Annotated in this window: 18 protein-coding genes; 5 read left to right on the top strand and 13 right to left on the bottom strand. The window is 41.3% G+C overall.

Annotated elements, in window-relative coordinates; translation table 11 throughout:
- Positions 1 to 345: 345 nt before the first annotated feature.
- The 3 genes from N6B01_RS03010 to N6B01_RS03000 all read left to right on the top strand — a co-directional run bounded on the left by N6B01_RS03010 (position 346) and on the right by N6B01_RS03000 (position 3,179).
- Positions 346 to 774, top strand: coding sequence for a hypothetical protein (locus N6B01_RS03010; protein WP_262079849.1), 429 nt, complete (start codon positions 346 to 348; stop codon positions 772 to 774).
- A 135-nt stretch (positions 775 to 909) separates the two neighbouring features.
- Positions 910 to 2,292, top strand: a complete 1,383-nt coding sequence (locus N6B01_RS03005; protein WP_262079848.1) for a leucyl aminopeptidase family protein — start codon at positions 910 to 912, stop codon at positions 2,290 to 2,292.
- A gap of 26 nt (positions 2,293 to 2,318) precedes the next feature.
- Positions 2,319 to 3,179 (top strand): C40 family peptidase, encoded by an 861-nt coding sequence (locus N6B01_RS03000; protein WP_262079847.1) that lies wholly within the window; start codon positions 2,319 to 2,321, stop codon positions 3,177 to 3,179.
- 21 nt (positions 3,180 to 3,200) lie between these two features.
- On the opposite strand, the gene N6B01_RS02995 is transcribed toward N6B01_RS03000, so the two are convergent.
- The 13 genes from N6B01_RS02995 to N6B01_RS02935 all read right to left on the bottom strand — a co-directional run bounded on the left by N6B01_RS02995 (position 3,201) and on the right by N6B01_RS02935 (position 14,939).
- On the bottom strand, positions 3,201 to 3,932 hold the full coding sequence (locus tag N6B01_RS02995; protein ID WP_262079846.1) for an alanyl-tRNA editing protein: 732 nt from the start codon (positions 3,930 to 3,932) through the stop codon (positions 3,201 to 3,203).
- 4 nt (positions 3,933 to 3,936) lie between these two features.
- Positions 3,937 to 4,812 (bottom strand): DMT family transporter, encoded by an 876-nt coding sequence (locus N6B01_RS02990; protein WP_262079845.1) that lies wholly within the window; start codon positions 4,810 to 4,812, stop codon positions 3,937 to 3,939.
- A gap of 197 nt (positions 4,813 to 5,009) precedes the next feature.
- On the bottom strand, positions 5,010 to 5,624 hold the full coding sequence (locus tag N6B01_RS02985; protein ID WP_262079844.1) for a GntR family transcriptional regulator: 615 nt from the start codon (positions 5,622 to 5,624) through the stop codon (positions 5,010 to 5,012).
- Between the two features lie 63 nt (positions 5,625 to 5,687).
- Complete coding sequence (locus tag N6B01_RS02980; protein ID WP_262079843.1) at positions 5,688 to 6,683, bottom strand: phosphotransferase enzyme family protein; 996 nt, start codon at positions 6,681 to 6,683, stop codon at positions 5,688 to 5,690.
- Positions 6,684 to 6,686: 3 nt separating this feature from the next.
- The gene (gene metW, locus N6B01_RS02975) at positions 6,687 to 7,316 is read right to left on the bottom strand and encodes a methionine biosynthesis protein MetW (protein ID WP_262079842.1); all 630 of its coding nucleotides are present in this window, start codon (positions 7,314 to 7,316) and stop codon (positions 6,687 to 6,689) included.
- Positions 7,309 to 8,457 (bottom strand): homoserine O-acetyltransferase MetX, encoded by a 1,149-nt coding sequence (locus tag N6B01_RS02970; RefSeq protein ID WP_410007249.1) that lies wholly within the window; start codon positions 8,455 to 8,457, stop codon positions 7,309 to 7,311. Before N6B01_RS02970 ends, metW begins: the two co-directional genes overlap by 8 nt.
- Before the next feature lie 201 nt (positions 8,458 to 8,658).
- Complete coding sequence (locus N6B01_RS02965; RefSeq protein WP_262079840.1) at positions 8,659 to 9,276, bottom strand: 2,3-bisphosphoglycerate-dependent phosphoglycerate mutase; 618 nt, start codon at positions 9,274 to 9,276, stop codon at positions 8,659 to 8,661.
- Positions 9,277 to 9,335: 59 nt separating this feature from the next.
- On the bottom strand, positions 9,336 to 10,142 hold the full coding sequence (gene dapB, locus N6B01_RS02960; protein WP_262079839.1) for a 4-hydroxy-tetrahydrodipicolinate reductase: 807 nt from the start codon (positions 10,140 to 10,142) through the stop codon (positions 9,336 to 9,338).
- An 86-nt stretch (positions 10,143 to 10,228) separates the two neighbouring features.
- Positions 10,229 to 11,233, bottom strand: a complete 1,005-nt coding sequence (glk, locus tag N6B01_RS02955; protein ID WP_262079838.1) for a glucokinase — start codon at positions 11,231 to 11,233, stop codon at positions 10,229 to 10,231.
- A 26-nt stretch (positions 11,234 to 11,259) separates the two neighbouring features.
- Positions 11,260 to 12,171 (bottom strand): penicillin-insensitive murein endopeptidase, encoded by a 912-nt coding sequence (gene mepA, locus N6B01_RS02950; protein WP_410007248.1) that lies wholly within the window; start codon positions 12,169 to 12,171, stop codon positions 11,260 to 11,262.
- A gap of 98 nt (positions 12,172 to 12,269) precedes the next feature.
- Entirely contained in the window at positions 12,270 to 13,130 is an 861-nt protein-coding gene (locus N6B01_RS02945) for an SDR family oxidoreductase (RefSeq protein WP_262079837.1), read from the bottom strand.
- A complete protein-coding gene (gene queG / locus N6B01_RS02940; RefSeq protein ID WP_262079836.1) occupies positions 13,127 to 14,266 on the bottom strand; it encodes a tRNA epoxyqueuosine(34) reductase QueG in 1,140 nt (379 codons plus the stop codon). The genes N6B01_RS02945 and queG overlap by 4 nt, the downstream gene beginning before the upstream one ends.
- Positions 14,247 to 14,939, bottom strand: coding sequence for a glutathione S-transferase family protein (locus tag N6B01_RS02935; RefSeq protein WP_262079835.1), 693 nt, complete (start codon positions 14,937 to 14,939; stop codon positions 14,247 to 14,249). The genes queG and N6B01_RS02935 overlap by 20 nt, the downstream gene beginning before the upstream one ends.
- Before the next feature lie 389 nt (positions 14,940 to 15,328).
- Between N6B01_RS02935 and N6B01_RS02930 the strand changes: the two genes are divergently transcribed.
- A complete protein-coding gene (locus N6B01_RS02930) occupies positions 15,329 to 16,135 on the top strand; it encodes an undecaprenyl-diphosphate phosphatase (protein ID WP_262079834.1) in 807 nt (268 codons plus the stop codon).
- Positions 16,136 to 16,371: 236 nt separating this feature from the next.
- Positions 16,372 to 16,998: an SH3 domain-containing protein gene (locus N6B01_RS02925; RefSeq protein WP_262079833.1), complete on the top strand. Its 627-nt coding sequence runs from the start codon at positions 16,372 to 16,374 to the stop codon at positions 16,996 to 16,998.
- Positions 16,999 to 17,145: the final 147 nt, after the last annotated feature.

The following is a 17,145-nucleotide window of genomic DNA, read 5'->3' as shown; positions in this document are numbered from 1 at the left end:
TTTGCTTGCCGCAACAGTAATGCCTAACATGGTGCAATTAACCACCGTATTAATAAGCCTTATTGTGATGGCTAAAACTTAAACATTTTAAATTTTTTAACCACAAAGGCTCTGGTCTTTGTGGTTTTTTTGTTTTCAATACCACATAAATAATTGCATAGTTTTTTAAAACCTGTGCAATGAGCATATTACTCAAAATAGACGAAAATCAAATATTGTGCTAAAATATCACTAATATGCTTAATTTTCTAAGATTAACGAGAAATGACATACTCATCCATTTAACCTATGTCGCATAAATTTTATCCTCAAAAGAACACGCGAAAAAATTATTAGGAAATGATAGTGATTATCAAGCATGATAAAAACATTATTAATATCAATAAGCCTCATGAGTCTATTGAAAATTTACCCTATAAGAATGTTGTATTGATTGGGTTACAACAAAACCAATTACCGGAAAGCCTTATTTTAAATCTTGCTAAAAATGGTAATCAGAATTTCTTTATTTATGGTGGCGATGCCAATAAAATTGAAGATTACATTGATGACATTATAATTGATAATAATCTATTTTGCACAACAAGCGCTAATGATGAGCTTGATGAGTGCATCTTGCTATTTTCCAATGAATTTTATCAATATGGTGAGGGCGCGCTAGCAAATAGCAGCCATCTTATTATTTATGATGAAAAATATACTGATATTGCCACCATTTTTAAAAACTTAAAAAAATATAACTTGTTCACATCAATATCTAAAGAGCAAAGTTAGGTTTGCGGCATTAGCTTTTTAACTTGATTTTTTTCAAAAAATTGGCGGATTATTATGTACTAATCCGACTTGAGTTTAAGCAAATAATACGTCACAGTTTATAGCAAGATTATTTTTGAAATTAAAAGGTGCTTTATGAATATTCATTTAAATATTACTTTCACCACCGATCAAGTAGCCACAAGTTTACCGATATTTTTTACCAACGAGCGCGATTTTGCAACGCTGCCGCTATCAAATTTCAGCGCAAATTGGCTAAAAGCACAAAATTTTAAAGCAAAATCAGGGGCATTTGCATTATTACCTAACGAACAAGGCGATCTTTGTGGCGCAGTACTCATAAACTGTCCAGACAATGGCGCTTTTATTACTGGAAAATTAGCAGACGCCTTACCCGATGGTGATTGGCATTTTCATGATGACCAAAATTTGCAGCACTTACACTATTTAGGGCTTGCCTTAGGTGCTTACAAATTTAATCGCTATTTGAAACAACCAAGTGAAAAGGCTTTACGCTTTTTTGTGCCAAGCCACATTGATTATAAAGCGCTATTAAGCCAAGCTGAAAGCACAATACTTGTACGCAATCTCATCAATACCCCAACCAATGATATGGGGCCTGACCAGCTTGAAAACATTGTCCGCATGCTTGGCAATCAATTTGGCGCGTCAGTCCATGCCGTTATTGGTGATGATTTGCTGTCACAAAATTTTCCGCTTATTCATGCGGTTGGCCGTGCAAGCGCTATTGCGCCGCGTTTGATTGAACTTAACTGGGGGCGGCAAGATGCGCCCAAAATAACTCTTGTTGGTAAGGGTGTTTGTTTTGATACTGGTGGTCTTGATATTAAACCAGCAAGCGGCATGTTATTAATGAAAAAAGACATGGGCGGCGCTGCAAATGTTATTGGTCTTGCCCAAATGATTATGGAGCAAAAGCTCGATGTGCGCTTAAAACTGCTTATCCCTGCAGTGGAAAACTCAATTGCTAGCAATGCTTTTCGCCCAAGCGATATTTTAATCAGCCGCAAAGGCTTAAGCATTGAAATTGGCAATACCGACGCGGAAGGACGGTTGGTATTAGCCGATGCGCTTAGCTATGGCGATGAAGATGCACCCGATTTAATCATTGACATGGCAACATTAACCGGCGCCGCGCGTGTTGCCTTAGGGCCTGATTTGCCACCATTTTATAGCCAAGACCAAGATTTGATTAGCGCAATTAACGCGCAAAGCCTTGCCCAACATGACCCAGTTTGGCAATTGCCACTTTGGCCTGCTTATAAAAAACATCTCGATTCACCGATTGCCGATTTAAACAATGTCACAAGCGGTGGATTTGCTGGATCAATCACTGCAGCCTTGTTTTTAAACCAGTTTGTAGAACAAGCAAAATCTTGGGCGCATTTTGATATTTACGGTTGGACACCAACAGCACGCCCAAGTTTTCCAAAAGGTGGTGAAGCGCAAGGCATAAGAGCACTTTTTGCTGCGATTAAGCTATTATATTGTAAATAATTTTTGCATATTAGAAGGCCAAATAAATGGAAAAACTTGATCCGCGCCTTAATGCCTATCGTGATGACCTTGCAGATATCACCTTAAAAGGACGCGTTAATGCACAAAAATTTGTTGAAGGTGTTAAACATCGTATTATTGCGCCAGTAAGCGATATAAAAAAAGCCGCTAACTTTTCTAGCTCTACTTTAAGCCAAATGTTACTTGGTGATGAAGCACTCGTTTTTGAAAATCACAATGATTTTTGCTTTATCCGCTCATTGCAAGATGGCTATGTCGGATATGTCGCCAGTAGTCATCTCAGCGTTGACAAACGCCCCCTCACCCACCGCGTTAAAGTACCACGCAGTTTTATTTACCCAATGGCAGATTTAAAAACGCCACCAATTGACGCCATTTCGATGAATTCCAAACTAACCATTGATGGTTTTGAAGAAACACGCGGCACGCGCTATGCTATGCTTGAAGATGGCAAAGCAATCATTGCCGCGCATATTGAGCCAATTGATGTGCGTGCCCTTGATTTTGTTTGTATTGCAGAAAGCCTCATCCATACGCCCTATTTGTGGGGGGGCAAATCAGCCTTTGGTATTGATTGCTCCGGCCTTGTGCAATTATCCTTTGCAATGGCTGGTCGTAATGTCATGCGCGACAGTGATATGCAACAGCATTCCATCGGCCATGAAATACCAGAAGGCTTGCCAAGCGAGCGTGGTGATCTTGTCTTTTGGCAAGGACATGTTGCTATTATGATTGATAAGGATAACCTCATTCATGCCAATGGTGCTTCCATGGATGTGCGTATTGAGCCATTAAATGAGGCTATCTCGCGTATTGCCAAGCTTTATGGCCGCCCAACCTGCTATCGCAGGCCTGAAAGCCTGTAAGCGACAATTTTACGTGTCTTTCTAGGCAACAAATCCAACAGATAAGCGCCGACATTCGGCGCTTACTTTTTTGGTTTTTGCAACTTCAATCTTACCGATTTCACTGGTGTTGTTAACATGGGTTCCGCCACAGGGCTGAATATCAATATCGGCAATTTTAACCAATCGCACCTGATCATTATTTTGCGGTGGCGCCGCGTTTAATGTGCGTACAAGCTGAGGATTTTGCGCCAGCTCATTATTGGTGATGAAATCTTGACTTATTTCTAAAGCATCTTCAATATATTGGCTTAGCTTGCCATTGATAAGATCCTTATCAAAAGCATCGGTTGTTACAAAATCAAGCCGCGCAGCAGTGCCGCTAATTTGGCAACCATTAACTGGGTAGGGTAAAATCGCGCATAAAAGATGGGCTGCGCTATGCATCTTCATGATATTATAGCGATATGCCCAATCAATATTACAGATAACAGGCAAATTTAATAAGCTACCGCGATCAAGTGGTGTATCGCCCGCAATAATATGAAAAACCCCTTGTTCATTGCTGATTGGATGAGATTTTATAACTTTTTCAACTTTAAAAACTGTTCCATCAGATAAGACAATTTCGCCTCTATCACTTAATTGGCCGCCACTCTCTGCATAGAAAATTGTTTGATCAAGCACCACGATATTATCAAAAACATCAATAATTTTTGCCTCGCATTGTTTAAGATAGGCATCATTAATATGTAGTTTCAACGTATCAACCATGAGGCTATTTCCTTTTAACGAGATAAATTCCAACCAAAACGATAAACATTGCCAGTACTTCCATCCATGTCAAACTTTCATGGAAAAACAAAAACGCATAAATTGCCGAAATAACCGGCTGAGTTAAAACAAGAATAGAGGCAAAAGAGGCAGAAATACGCCCCAAACTGTAACTTAAGCCACCTTGCCCTAAAATTTGAGAAAAAACCGTTAGTCCAAGAATTGGGAAAAAAGCATGCCATGTATTGGGAAATTGAATGCCTTCAGTCATCAAGCATATGAAAAATAGTGTCACAATTGAACCAAGACCACTATAAAACATGATCTGTACAGCACTGGTGCGATTTCGTAGTTTATAAACCATCAACAAAAATAGCGCGTAAAATATCGAGGTTAAAAAGGCAAGACTATCACCAAGCAGATTAACTGATGTAATTGTGGATTTACCGCTAACTAGCAAGACTACGCCAATTAGAATAACAATCGCCCCCAAAAAGAAATTGCGCGATATTGGCTCTTTATAAATAAAATAACATACTGGAATAATAATCAAAGGTACAAAATTGGCTAAAAGATTGGCATTAGCAACAGTTGTATAATGAAAAGAAATATTCCAAATTGCTAAATCACCGGCCAAAAAGCCACCGGCAATTGCCAAAAGGATAAAATCCTTGCCCGATAGTGGCTTATAGCTTGTTGTTGATTTTTCATAAAGTAAAAATGGCAGTAAAATTGGAATACTAAATACAATGCGCCATAGGCCAGTATTAATCGGCCCTAGATCACTCATTCGCACAAAAATACCACCTGATGCCAAGCAGCTAACAAATAGCAGAACAAGCAAAACATCACGGCTATTATTGGTTCTATTATTTGCCACTCTTTTCCCACATTTAAAAATGATTAATATTTTGGACAGATCATCATTATGAGAAAAATTTGCTATAAATCTATAATAAAAATAAAATATTATTATTTTTAAAATCTATACATGGGTTTTAAATGACAAAGCCACTATATAGAATAAAACGTATAAAATAAAAGCAAAGTGCAAAAACACAATCCTAACAAAGAAAATTATGCACGTTTCCAGTCGATATGGTGAGCAAGGACACTTACTGCTAAATCGATATTATTTTTGCGTAAAGCATCTAAAATGGCACGGTGATCGCGGTCACTTGGTGCTTCCCATTCGGCTCGCCAGCCAGAAAAAACAAAGCGTGCGCTAGCAATATGCAATTCATCAATCGTGCTCATTAATCGCGGCATGTTACAAGGCGCAAGGATAGAGCGGTGAAATTGCCGATTAGCATCTTCCCAAGTAGCAACATCGCGGGCCGCCTCTCCCAAACTTGTTAATTCTTCAGCCTTTTCTAAAATGGCAGGCGTTAAATGTGGAGCTGCATGGCGCAAAGCCAAAGCCTCTAATGATGCGCGCATTTGCGCCACTTCGCGCATGTCATCCTTAGTAAAGGAAGAAACCCTAACGCCGCGCCTTGGTAAGCTTACCACCAAGCCCATAGCTTCTAAACGGCGAAACGCTTCACGCACCGGCACATGGCTGGTTGAAAACTCAATTGCGATATGGTCTTGCCGCAGTTTTTCATCAGCTTGCATCTCGCCGCGAATAATTCGCTCGGCAAGTATTTTAGCAATATTATCAGCAATCGGTTCTTGAAGCGTTTTTTCCATGTTTCAATAGATAATTCATTATTTTATGAAGTCGATTGTTAATTTGCCTTTTTAACAGTTAAATCAACCATGCTTGTTTAAATATATTTTGGCAAGATGACTTGTTATACAACCAAATTGATCATTTAATGCAATAGCCGTAGACGTTTCACTATGGCTCATCAACCAAGCGGTTAGCTGCATGCGCCGCATCATGATGAGATGAGGCAAGGATTCAATCATATCTTTATCAGGCTCACTTACCTTTGAATAGCCACTCAACCATTGATCTTGCAACAAGGGCACGATCGGCTCATTTTCGATAAAACTGATAGCATTGGCAAAATCCAAACCAAGCCAAGAAAAGCCGCAATCGTCAAAATCAATAATCGCTAATTCATTCCCATGCATAAGCAAATTGGCAAGGCGCAAATCGGCGTGTAAAAGCGAAAATTTTGTGCCTTTATTTGTTAGCGCTTCACAGGCATTTTTTAATTGCGCATCGCAAATTTCAAGTAGGGCTTTATTTTGTTCGTCAAGCCTTGCTGCTCGCCAATTACCCCAATAGGCATTTTTACCAATCATGGTTTCATAGGCCCAGCTTTTGCGGGTAAAAATATTTTGACTACTAGCAGCTTGAGATGGCCAGTCTCGTGTTATGCTATGTAACTGCGCCGCTAATCCGCCTAATTTATTAAACCATTGTGGTAAATTATCAGATATTTTAGGCTCAATACCTTCGATAAATGAAAAACAGGCAATTCGCCAATCAATGCCTTCTGCACGAATCGTTAAAAAATATTGATTATCTTTGGTTTTATAAATATGGGGCAAAATAATATTGCCTTGTTGTTCAACCTTTTGCATGAATTGCAATTCGCTTAATATCTCTGCATTGCTATGATAATGCGGTCGATAAACACGAAGCACACGTTTTTGCCCCTTATCTTGAATAATGAAGGTGGCATTTTCCGAATAGGTAAGCAAAGCAACTTCAGCATTGGAGTGAAAGCCCCAATGCCTAATATTATCCTTAACAAGGGCGGCTAAAAACGCTAATCTGTGACGGGTATAAAACATGGTTTAACGGCGCAACAAAAACACAGCTTGTTGCCCAAACATATTAAGGGCAGCTTCTGGCAGCCGAAAACTCACGCGCTCGCCAGAGCGTTTAAGCACCACTCTTTCCTCAATGTTCCCATTTAACTCACGCACCGTATCCAAAAAATCCTCAATCGTACAAAAATGGATATTGGGCGTGTCATACCAACTATAAGGTAATTCTTTGGTAACCGGCATTCTACCGCGAAATAACAGTGAAGCGCGCACTCGCCAATAGCCAAAATTGGGAATCGACACAATGACATGTTTGCCAATACGCAGGAGATTATCGAGTACATTTTTAGGATTGTGTGTTGCCTGCAAGGTTTGGGATAATATCACATAATCAAAGGCTTGATCGGGATAATAAATAAGGTCACTATCGGCATCACCTTGAATAACCGATAGGCCGCGTGCCATGCAAAGATCGACGCCCTCTTGTGATAATTCAACACCGCGCCCATCAATTTTTTTTCGCTCAATTAACAATTCAAGCAACGAGCCATTACCGCAACCAACATCAAGGACGCGTGTTTGTGGCTGCACTAGCGAGGCAATGACGTCAAAATCCACACGCGAAAGGCTAGCACTAAGATTTGCTATGTCACTCATCTTTTAGCCCTCTTGCTTTAGCAGCCGATGCAACAAAACCATTAATTGCCGAAAACATGATCGGCTCATCCAGTAAAAATGCGTCATGTCCTTTATCGGTTTCAATTTCGACAAAGGAAACCGCTGCCCCCGCAGCATTTAGCGCGTGAACAAAACTGCGGCTTTCTTTGGTAGAAAACAACCAATCAGATGAAAAAGAAGCAACAAACACCCGCGATTTAATGCCGGCAAAGGCTTTTGACAATTGGCCATCATGCTCGCTAGCAAGATCAAAATAGTCCATAGCGCGGGTGAGATAGAGATAGGAATTGGCGTCAAAACGTTCAACAAAAGAACTTCCTTGGTGGCGTAAATAGCTTTCGATCTGGAAATCCGCATCAAACCCATAGGTGATATTACTGCGATTTTGCAAATTGCGACCAAATTTGCGATGTAAGGCATCTTCTGACAAATAGGTGACATGGGCAGTCATACGCGCAACACCTAAACCTTTGCGTGGTACAGTGCCTTTTTCTAAATAGCGCCCTTCATGAAAATTGGGGTCAGCCATAATTGCTTGCCGACCAATTTCATCAAAGGCAATATTTTGCGCTGAATGGCGTGCGCCACTTGCCAAAACAATCGCCGAGAACATACGACTATGATAGCTTGATGCCCATTGTAACACTTGCATGCCGCCCATGGAACCACCAATAACCGCAAATAATGTATCAATACCCATATGATCGACAAGCATGGCTTGCGCCCGTACCATATCACCAATGGTAATGACTGGAAAATCAAGTGCGTAAGGAAGTCCTGTTTGCGGATTAAGTGATGCTGGGCCAGATGAGCCTAAACATGAACCAATAACATTGGAGCAAATTACATAATATTTGTTTGTGTCGATTATTTTGCCAGGGCCAACCAATGATTCCCACCAACCCGGTTTACCGGTAACGGGATGATCATTAGCAACATGTTGATCGCCAGTTAAAGCATGGCAAATAAGAATAGCATTGCTTTTATCTGCATTTAAAGTGCCATAATCTTGATATGCAACTTGAAAGGGTGACAATGTCACGCCGCTATCAAGAATAAGGGGATTATCGGGGCCAAACTTGACAATTTTACTGTCAGGCTGCACCGCTTGGGCAAGCATGATGCCACCCGCAGGATTGGGTATTGAATTGTTCATTTCGGTTGCACCGTCTAGAAAGAGTTAATGCGGTGATATTAGCCATAACTCAATCAGTTTTACAACGTATTTTTGCATAAGTATTAATTTTGCTAAATACGAAATAAAAAGCTGCTCGCCCCGCTTTAGGGCGCACAGCTTCTTAATGACTTAATTTTGATAGATTTAACCAAGCACTTTTTTAGTCGCAATGGTTGAATCAGCATTTAAAGTATAAACAATTGGCACACCAGTCGCGAGCTCAAGCTTTACGACCTCATCAGGGGTTAAGCCTTCAAGTGCCATAATTAATGCTCGTAATGAATTGCCATGGGCCGCAACAAGCACCGATTCACCGCGCAAAACATGCGGTTGAATTTTATGGATATAATAAGGCCAAACACGCGCGCCAGTATCACGTAAACTTTCACCGGCTGGTGGTGCAATATCATAGGAACGGCGCCAAATATGAACTTGATCTTCACCCCATTTTTGACGAGCATCATCTTTGTTAAGACCTGATAAATCACCATAATCGCGCTCGTTCAAAGCTTGGTCGCGGATGGTTTGCAAATTCGGCTCGCCAATCTTGTCTAAAATATGTTGGCAGGTCACCTGTGCGCGGCTTAAAGCTGAAGTAAAGGCAATATTAAACTGAAGTCCTTCTGCCTTTAATTTTTGGCCTGCGCTAATAGCCTCTTGATGACCTTGCTCGGTCAATCCTGGATCACGCCAGCCAGTAAAAAGATTTTTAAGATTCCATTCGCTTTGACCATGACGGACAAGTACAAGTGTGCGTTGCATATCTGTTTTTTCCTTTTGCGAGATTGGATTTTATAAAATAGTTAAACTAATTACTTGTGCTAAGCTTCAAGTCCCAACACATCAGCCATTGAATAAAGGCCATGCGGCTTGTCTTGCGCCCAAAGTGCAGCTTTTATTGCCCCACGAGCAAAGATTGAGCGATTTTCGGCAATATGCGATAAAACAATGCGTTCGTTTTCACCCGCAAATATAACAGAATGTTCACCAATTACTGTGCCACCACGCAAGGCGGCAAAACCAATAGTGCCCGCTTCACGCGCACCAGTAATACCATCGCGGCCACGCACACTTACTTCGTTTAAGTTTTGCTCGCGCCCCTTTGCTGCGGCATCACCCAATAAAAGCGCGGTACCTGATGGCGCATCAACCTTTTTACGGTGATGCATCTCCACCACTTCAATATCAAAGTCAGCTATATCTAAGGCTTTTGCTGCTTGCTTGACAAGGCTTGCCAAAAGATTGACCCCAAGGCTCATATTACCGGATTTAACAATCTTTGCATGGCGGGAAGCCGCTAAAATAGCCGCTTCGTCTTTTTGTTCAAATCCCGTTGTGCCAATAACATGGACAATGCGCGCTTGTGCTGCAAAGCCAGCATAAACAAGACTAGAAACAGGTGATGTAAAATCGATAACGCCATCAACTGCTGCAAAAGCTGCCAATGCATCATCAGTTATTTTTATGCCATTTTCTTCCATACCAGCTAGAAGCCCTGCATCTTTGCCAATAAGGTCGGAGCCACTACGCTCAATTGCAGCGCCAAGCTCTGCGCCGTCAATTTCGTTAATTGTGCGAATTAATTCGCGCCCCATACGCCCACCGGCACCAACAACTGCAAGCCGCATTAAAATCTCCTTTAACTCATCTATTCTATAATGGACTTTAGCCAGAAAGAACGCAACTATCAAAAAAGAAAACATGCAAATTTATTTTAAGAAAAATAATCAATATTCACTAAATAATCCTTTGGATTTTTAGCCAAACCTGCCATGCCTGTTAAAGCAGAATTTGAATCCTTTATGATAAAAATTGGCATATCCTGCATCAACCATTGATGGGGAGCTTTGTTTTCAAATTCATCACGAAATATAACTTCATCAAGCAAAGGCAAAAGCCGTGGTACAATGCCACCGCCAATATAAACGCCGCCCTTTGCCTTAAAAATAAGTGCAATATCGCCAGCAATACGCGCCAACCACTTTAAAAACAAATCTATCGCTTGCCGTGCCAAATGATTATTATCATGTAAAGCTGCATGGCTGACTTTGTCTGCAGATGTAAAATCAATCACAACACCATTCTTTTTGCAAAATGCATGATATATGGCTAAAAGCCCACGCCCACTTAAAACTTCTTCTGCGGTTAAGCGCCCTTCAAGTAATGGTAGATATTTAAAAAGCGCAAATTCATCTTCACCCTTTAAAGGAAAATCGATATGCCCACCCTCTCCAGCAATTGGTAAATATTGTCCTTTAAAAGAAATAAGCCCAGCAACACCAAGGCCTGTACCTGGGCCTAGAATTGCCCGCGATGCATTGCTTTCATGTATTTTACCGCCAATTTGCTGCAGTTGTGCAGCTGGTAAAACTGTTGTGGCTAAAGCCTGCGCCTCAAAATCATTTAGCAAACATATGGCTTTTAAATCCAAACTTTTGGCCAAGGCTTGTTTATCAATAAACCACGTGGAATTAGTGAGCTTTGGTGCCACCCCATCAATTGGCCCTGCCCAAGCAATGATGAGTGTTTTAGGAGAATTTTTAAGGTGAGGTAAAATATTACGCTTAATCGCCTGATCTATATTATCAAAATCAGCAGTTTTTAAACTATCAAACAACAAAAGTTCACTTGCACTATCTGTTAGATAAGCAAAGCGCGCATTAGTGCCGCCAATATCGGCAATTAAAACAGGAAAGATAATTGATTTTTCCTCGTGCATTTTACCTCACTCAGTATGTTATTTATCTATTCATTAAGCAGGGCAGCGCAAGCTTTTGGTAAGTCAGATACCATCATTTCTTTTGGTTGCTCTTCTTCCTCTGTCGGCTTTTTAGGTGTTTTGGGTACCCAAGGCTCATCAGTAAACCACCATGCTAAAGCAGAACCACAGCCATCACCCTTGGGTACTGGTGGCTGCGAAACACAAGCAGGAGATCCAGGTTGGCATTTTAACCGAACATGGAAATGCCAAATATGCCCCCAATAAGGGCGCACTTTGCCAAGCCATGCACGGTCGCCCGTTGCTGTTTCACAAAGCTGCTTTTTAATGCCAGGATGCACAAAAATACGATCGACTAGTGGGCTAGAGGCGGCATCCCGAATGAGAAAACCATGGGCAGGTGTCCATTTTTTGGGGTCAACATAAAGGCTTTTACCTTTAAGCATAGATACGCCTTGCATATTTTCACGTTCTTTAGCGCTTAATTTACGCGCTGGCATTGGCATCAACCAAATATCGGCATCCATACCAATTTGATGCGAGGCATGGCCTTGCGGCATTGGCCCACCACGTGGCTGTGAAATATCGCCAATTAATAAACCGCGCCAACCATCTTTGGCGGCGTCACGTGATAATTGCTGCAAAAATGCAATTGTCGTTGGATGTCCCCAATTGCGATTGCGCGACAAACGCATAACTTGCCAATTGGGGCCATCAATGGGCATCTGCATTGCACCTGATAAACAGCCTTTGGAATAAAACCCAATCGCCTTTGGCTCACCGCCTGTTGGCGTTTTTTGGGCGCTGAAAGCTTGTTTTGCAGGCTGATCAGCTTGTGCAATACCTGCATAAGAAAGACCAAACAGACTTAGGCTACATAAAGCCAGACAAAATTTAAAACTCTTTTTCATGCTGCCGCCTTTCTTAATTAACCGCATCATTTGCAACGAGCCATACCGCTTTTTTGTTGCAAATCTATTTTTACCTAGCGCATTTTGCGAACACAAAACCGCTTACACACTTTTGTTGCAAATGCTTATTCCCTTTCCCAACTATTATCACGCCACATGCCATTAAGCGCATCACGATAGTTTGGATATTTGAAATCATAACCACTTTGTCTTAATTTTTTATTGGAGACAACCTTGTTATCGCCATAAAAAGAGCGTGCCATAGGTGACAAATCTGCTTTTTCAAAGGGTACTTCAACCGGCGGCTCAACCCCCATAATTTGAGCTGCATAAGTAATGACATCTTGCGGTGGTGAAGGCTCATCATCCGCAACATTAAAAATGCCGCCTAAATGATGTTGTGCAAAATAGTTTAAAACACCGGCAATATCATCGCTATGGATGCGGCTAAATTTTTGCCCAGGCTTAATAATCCGGTTAGCAGTGCCATTTTTAAGCTTATTAAAGGCATTGCGGCCAGCACCGTAAATGCCGCCCAAACGTAAAATTGCAACCTTGGCATTAAGCCTTTTTCCTAAGTCAAGCCAATTTTGCTCAACAATAACCCGCATTTCATTGCGTTCCGTCGTTGGCTTGCAACTGCTTTCTTCATCAACCACATTGCCTTGATGGTCACCATAAACGCCAACGGTTGATAAATAGCCAATCCATTGCAATTTTGGTAACAACACATCAATGTCTTTAACTTGTAATACTGGGTCGCCTGTTTCATTGGGCGCCGCAGAAACAATAAGATGGGTGGTGTCGGATAATTCTGCGATAATTTCCGCGCTTAAATTGATGCCATCAAAAATATAGGGCTTTACATTAGCATCTTCCAAAGGCTCAAATTTATCAAATTTGCGCGTTGTACCTGCTACCGCTTCTTTATTTAGCCTTGCAAAAGCTCGTGCGCTAAATCCTGCACCAAAAATAAAAAACTTCATGACATTATTCCCCATTCAATTTTAACCATATCATCATTTTCTTGGCGCATGTGCAATTGGCGAAGGCCATCAAATTCGTTTGATGACATAAGTTCCTTTAATGCCCAAACCGCCATAGAGCGGACAAGAACATCACCATCATTTAAATGCGCCTTAATATCCTCAATAAATGTTCTATCATTGCTATTGCCAGCTGCCAATAAAACATTGCGAATGAACCTATTTCGCCCAATGCGTTTTATTGGTGAGCCCGAAAAAAACTGGCGAAAATTCGCATCATCAAAACCAAGTAAAAACCGCAAATCTGGTTCCATAAGTTCTGGCCGTGCTTGCAATTTAATCTCATTGGTGTGTTGGGCAAACTTATTCCATGGGCAGGCAGCTAAACACTCATCGCAACCATAAATACGGTTCCCAATGGCTTTACGAAATTCATGCGGGATTTGCTCTTTAAGCTCAATCGTCAGATAAGATATGCAACGGCGTGCATCTAATTGATAAGGAGCTGGAAAAGCATTGGTCGGGCAAGAATTAAGACAGGCTTTGCAGGAGCCGCAACGGTCAATTTCGGCTTCATCAACGGGCAGCTCAAGGGTTGTAAAGATAGAGCCTAAAAACAACCAAGCACCAAATTCGCGGCTAACAAGATTGGTATGCTTTCCCTGCCAGCCAAGTCCCGCAGCAACAGCCAAAGGCTTTTCCATCACTGGCGCGGTATCTACAAAAACTTTAACCTCACCGCCAGCGCGTGAAGCAAAACGCGATGCTAGTTGTTTAAGCCGCCCCTTGATTAAATCATGATAATCACGATGGCGAGCATAAACCGATATATTACCCTTATCCTTACTGTTTGCATCCAAGCGTGGATCATGCTCTGGTCCATAATTAACCCCCAGCATAATGACAGAACGCACTTCTGGCCAAAGATTTTGTGGAGATTGACGCCGTTCCAGTGTCTCTTTCATCCATTCCATATCGCCATGATAGCCACGCTCAACCGCTATCTTTAAACGATCACCGGCATCAAGCACCGATTTTGGATTAGCAATGGCAAAAAGGTCAAAACCATGCGCCTTTGCTTCGCTAGCAATAAATTGTTTAAGCTTTACAGCCTTATCAAAAGTCAAGGTCTGCATAATGAGCGACCGGCATAAGACCACGAATGCGATCATTTAACAATGGGCGGAAAGACGGGCGAGACTTTAAGCGAGCATACCAATCACGCGCGGCGGGATAATGGCTCCAATCAATTTCGCCCATATAATCAAGCACCGATATAGAAGCAGCTGCAGCAAGATCACCATAGGTTAGCGTATAGCCGCCAATCCAATCACGCGTCGCGGCAAGCCAATCCAAATATTGCATATGAGGGCGAATATTATTACGTGCGTTGCGCAAAATGGTCGAATCAGGTGCACCACCACCTTGGGCTGTGGTCATTTCACCCTTATAAACTCGTTCACGAACAATATGGACAGTGGCCTCATTTTCAAACTTATTTAAAAACCAGTCAATGACGCGGCGCACTTCGGCGCGTTCCAACGGATTTTGCGGAAAAAATGGAGCGCCACGATTAAAAGTACCGCGTGTTTCATCAAGATATTCGCAAATGACTGTTGCGCCACAAATGGCAACTTCGCCCTCTGCAAGCAATACAGGTACAGTACCAGCTAAGTTTAATGCTTTGAATTCACGACGATTTGCCCATTCATATTCTTCAATCAAATTGGTAGCAATCCCGTATTCATTGAGAATAAGGCGGATAAAGCGCGAGGCAGAAGACATAGGATGTTGAAAAAGCGTCAGCATATGCGGCACATTTCGTTCAATTAAAAAAAACTAATTTCAAACTATAGGAAATAAAGTAAATTACCTAAAATACTATTTACTCTATTTGATATTTCATTAACATATTTCAATAGACCAGACCAAACATGGTTTTTTATAAGCAAAGCCAAACAGTACCAACAAAGGCATTGCCGCAAAAATTACATTACCCAAAAATACATCGCCCAAAAAACATTGCTTGTGCATAATGACTTTTAGCGAAAACGTCTAGTCAAACCAGTTATAATAAATTAGTTACTAAATAAATATTTTTTAACGCCTTGTTTTATTTTAATGTCTTATAAAGCCAATATATAGCTTTTACCAACCAACGTCATTTAACATTTTACCTTTGCACCAATAGGCTCACTATGGATCTTTATCAAATTTTTAATTCGTTTTTCCTAGGACTTATTGAAGGATTAACTGAATTTATTCCCGTTTCTTCAACTGGCCACCTTATTTTAATTGGCCATTTTTTAGGATTTAACTCTCCTCAAAAAACCTTTGAGATTCTCATTCAACTTGGCGCTATTTTAGCAATTTTAACCGTTTATTTTGGCAAGCTTGCATTTATTGCCCGCAATTTTACTAGCGATGCTAGCGTGCGCCGTTTTGTCCTTGGTGTTTTATTAGCCTTTTTACCAGCTGTTTTTATCGGCTTTGCTTTACATAGCGTTATTAAAACTTATCTTTTAGCCTCGCCTTTATTAGTTTGTATTTCGCTGATTATTGGTGGCGTAATTCTTTTGGCTGTTGATAAAATGGACCTTAAGCCCCGTTATGATGACGCAACAAAATATCCCCTTGGCATGTGTCTTGCAATTGGCTTTTGCCAGTGCCTTGCAATGATACCGGGCGTGTCGCGTTCTGGCTCGACAATTGTAGCTGCGCTGTTAATGGGAGCCAATAAGCGCTCAGCTGCCGAATTTTCATTCTTTTTAGCCTTGCCTACCATGGCAGGAGCTTTTGCGCTTGAGCTTTTCAAAAGCTATCGCGTTCTCACATTTAATGACGGGCTATATATTATAATTGGCTTTGTTGTCGCCTTTATTTCCGGCGTTTTTGTTGTCCGCCATCTCCTTGATTATGTATCACGCAAAGGCTTTATGCTTTTTGGCTGGTGGCGCATTATTGTTGGTGTTTTAGGGCTTGCTGCGCTTAAGATTTGGTCTTAGATTAAAAGAACATCCTATTTTTAGTTTTTTTTACTAATTGACTGTTTATCGCGGGGGCTTTAGCATCATTAACGATTCATTAACCATTCATCTAAAATCTGCTAATAGGATAGCATTGTTACAAATATCAACGCGCTGTTATGAAATAAAATATTGTAATAGCAAATCATAATGGCGTAATTTTTTTGGCCATCAAGGTCATTATCAGCTGCTTTTGCAGCTTAGGATGGTGTATCATGAAAAGGTTTTTAAGTTCATTATTAGTAAGTATTTTCTGCCTTGGTGCTGGCACTGCACTTGCTGCTGATGCCATTACGACTGGAAATGTGAATTTGCGCAATGGGCCAAGTACACGTTACCGCGTACAAGCAACGCTACCGGCTGGTTATCCAATTAATATTAATCAATGTCGGGCTAATTGGTGCTTGATCAATGCGGGTGGCTATAGTGGCTGGATTTCAGCCCGTTATATTGCTTATCGGGAAGCAAGACAACCGGTGAGACCTTATGCGCAAAACCCGGCTCCTGCAGTTGCAATGCCATTTATTATTGGTGGCTATGATAATTATTACTATCGCAATCGCCACCGCAATTATTATCGCCATCATTATCATCGCCCACCACCGCCTCCAGTCTATCAACGCCCACCTGCAAATTTCCATCGGCCACCTCCTGGATTTCATCGGCCTCCACCAGGGTTTAATAGACCTCTACCCCCACGCCCCGGTGTTCAAAGACCACCACAGGGTTACCAAAGACCGCCGGTAAACTATCAACCACCACAAAGTTACAAACGGCCTATACCAACCTACCAAAGACCACAGCCAAGCTTCAGAAGGGCTCCAAGTCTGTATCAGCAGTAGAGGCGTCAATCAGGCTGTTTTAATCTAAACGAAATCTTACCTAGCCGCATAACAATTCTATGTTATAAACTAGGTAAGGTTTTAAATAATTATAAAGCACTTAGCATAATTACTGAAAATAAGCATTGGCTGCACTTTAGGTTTTTC

The sequence above is a fragment of the Bartonella sp. HY406 genome, from assembly GCF_025449315.1.
Lineage (GTDB): Bacteria > Pseudomonadota > Alphaproteobacteria > Rhizobiales > Rhizobiaceae > HY038.
The sequence above is the reverse complement of the archived record's forward strand: the minus strand, read 5'-3'. Positions and strand labels throughout refer to the sequence as shown.

Excerpts from the sequence above, each read along its gene's own strand:
- N6B01_RS03005 (WP_262079848.1), top strand. The coding sequence starts at position 910 with ATGAATATTCATTTAAATATTACTTTCACCACCGATCAAGTAGCCACA.
- N6B01_RS03000 (WP_262079847.1), top strand. The coding sequence starts at position 2,319 with ATGGAAAAACTTGATCCGCGCCTTAATGCCTATCGTGATGACCTTGCA.
- N6B01_RS02995 (WP_262079846.1), bottom strand. The coding sequence starts at position 3,932 with ATGGTTGATACGTTGAAACTACATATTAATGATGCCTATCTTAAACAA.
- N6B01_RS02985 (WP_262079844.1), bottom strand. The coding sequence starts at position 5,624 with ATGGAAAAAACGCTTCAAGAACCGATTGCTGATAATATTGCTAAAATA.
- N6B01_RS02980 (WP_262079843.1), bottom strand. The coding sequence starts at position 6,683 with ATGTTTTATACCCGTCACAGATTAGCGTTTTTAGCCGCCCTTGTTAAG.
- metW (WP_262079842.1), bottom strand. The coding sequence starts at position 7,316 with ATGAGTGACATAGCAAATCTTAGTGCTAGCCTTTCGCGTGTGGATTTT.
- N6B01_RS02970 (WP_410007249.1), bottom strand. The coding sequence starts at position 8,457 with ATGCTTGCCCAAGCGGTGCAGCCTGACAGTAAAATTGTCAAGTTTGGC.
- N6B01_RS02965 (WP_262079840.1), bottom strand. The coding sequence starts at position 9,276 with ATGCAACGCACACTTGTACTTGTCCGTCATGGTCAAAGCGAATGGAAT.
- dapB (WP_262079839.1), bottom strand. The coding sequence starts at position 10,142 with ATGCGGCTTGCAGTTGTTGGTGCCGGTGGGCGTATGGGGCGCGAATTA.
- glk (WP_262079838.1), bottom strand. The coding sequence starts at position 11,233 with ATGCACGAGGAAAAATCAATTATCTTTCCTGTTTTAATTGCCGATATT.
- mepA (WP_410007248.1), bottom strand. The coding sequence starts at position 12,171 with ATGCGGTTAATTAAGAAAGGCGGCAGCATGAAAAAGAGTTTTAAATTT.
- N6B01_RS02945 (WP_262079837.1), bottom strand. The coding sequence starts at position 13,130 with ATGAAGTTTTTTATTTTTGGTGCAGGATTTAGCGCACGAGCTTTTGCA.
- queG (WP_262079836.1), bottom strand. The coding sequence starts at position 14,266 with ATGCAGACCTTGACTTTTGATAAGGCTGTAAAGCTTAAACAATTTATT.
- N6B01_RS02935 (WP_262079835.1), bottom strand. The coding sequence starts at position 14,939 with ATGCTGACGCTTTTTCAACATCCTATGTCTTCTGCCTCGCGCTTTATC.
- N6B01_RS02930 (WP_262079834.1), top strand. The coding sequence starts at position 15,329 with ATGGATCTTTATCAAATTTTTAATTCGTTTTTCCTAGGACTTATTGAA.
- N6B01_RS02925 (WP_262079833.1), top strand. The coding sequence starts at position 16,372 with ATGAAAAGGTTTTTAAGTTCATTATTAGTAAGTATTTTCTGCCTTGGT.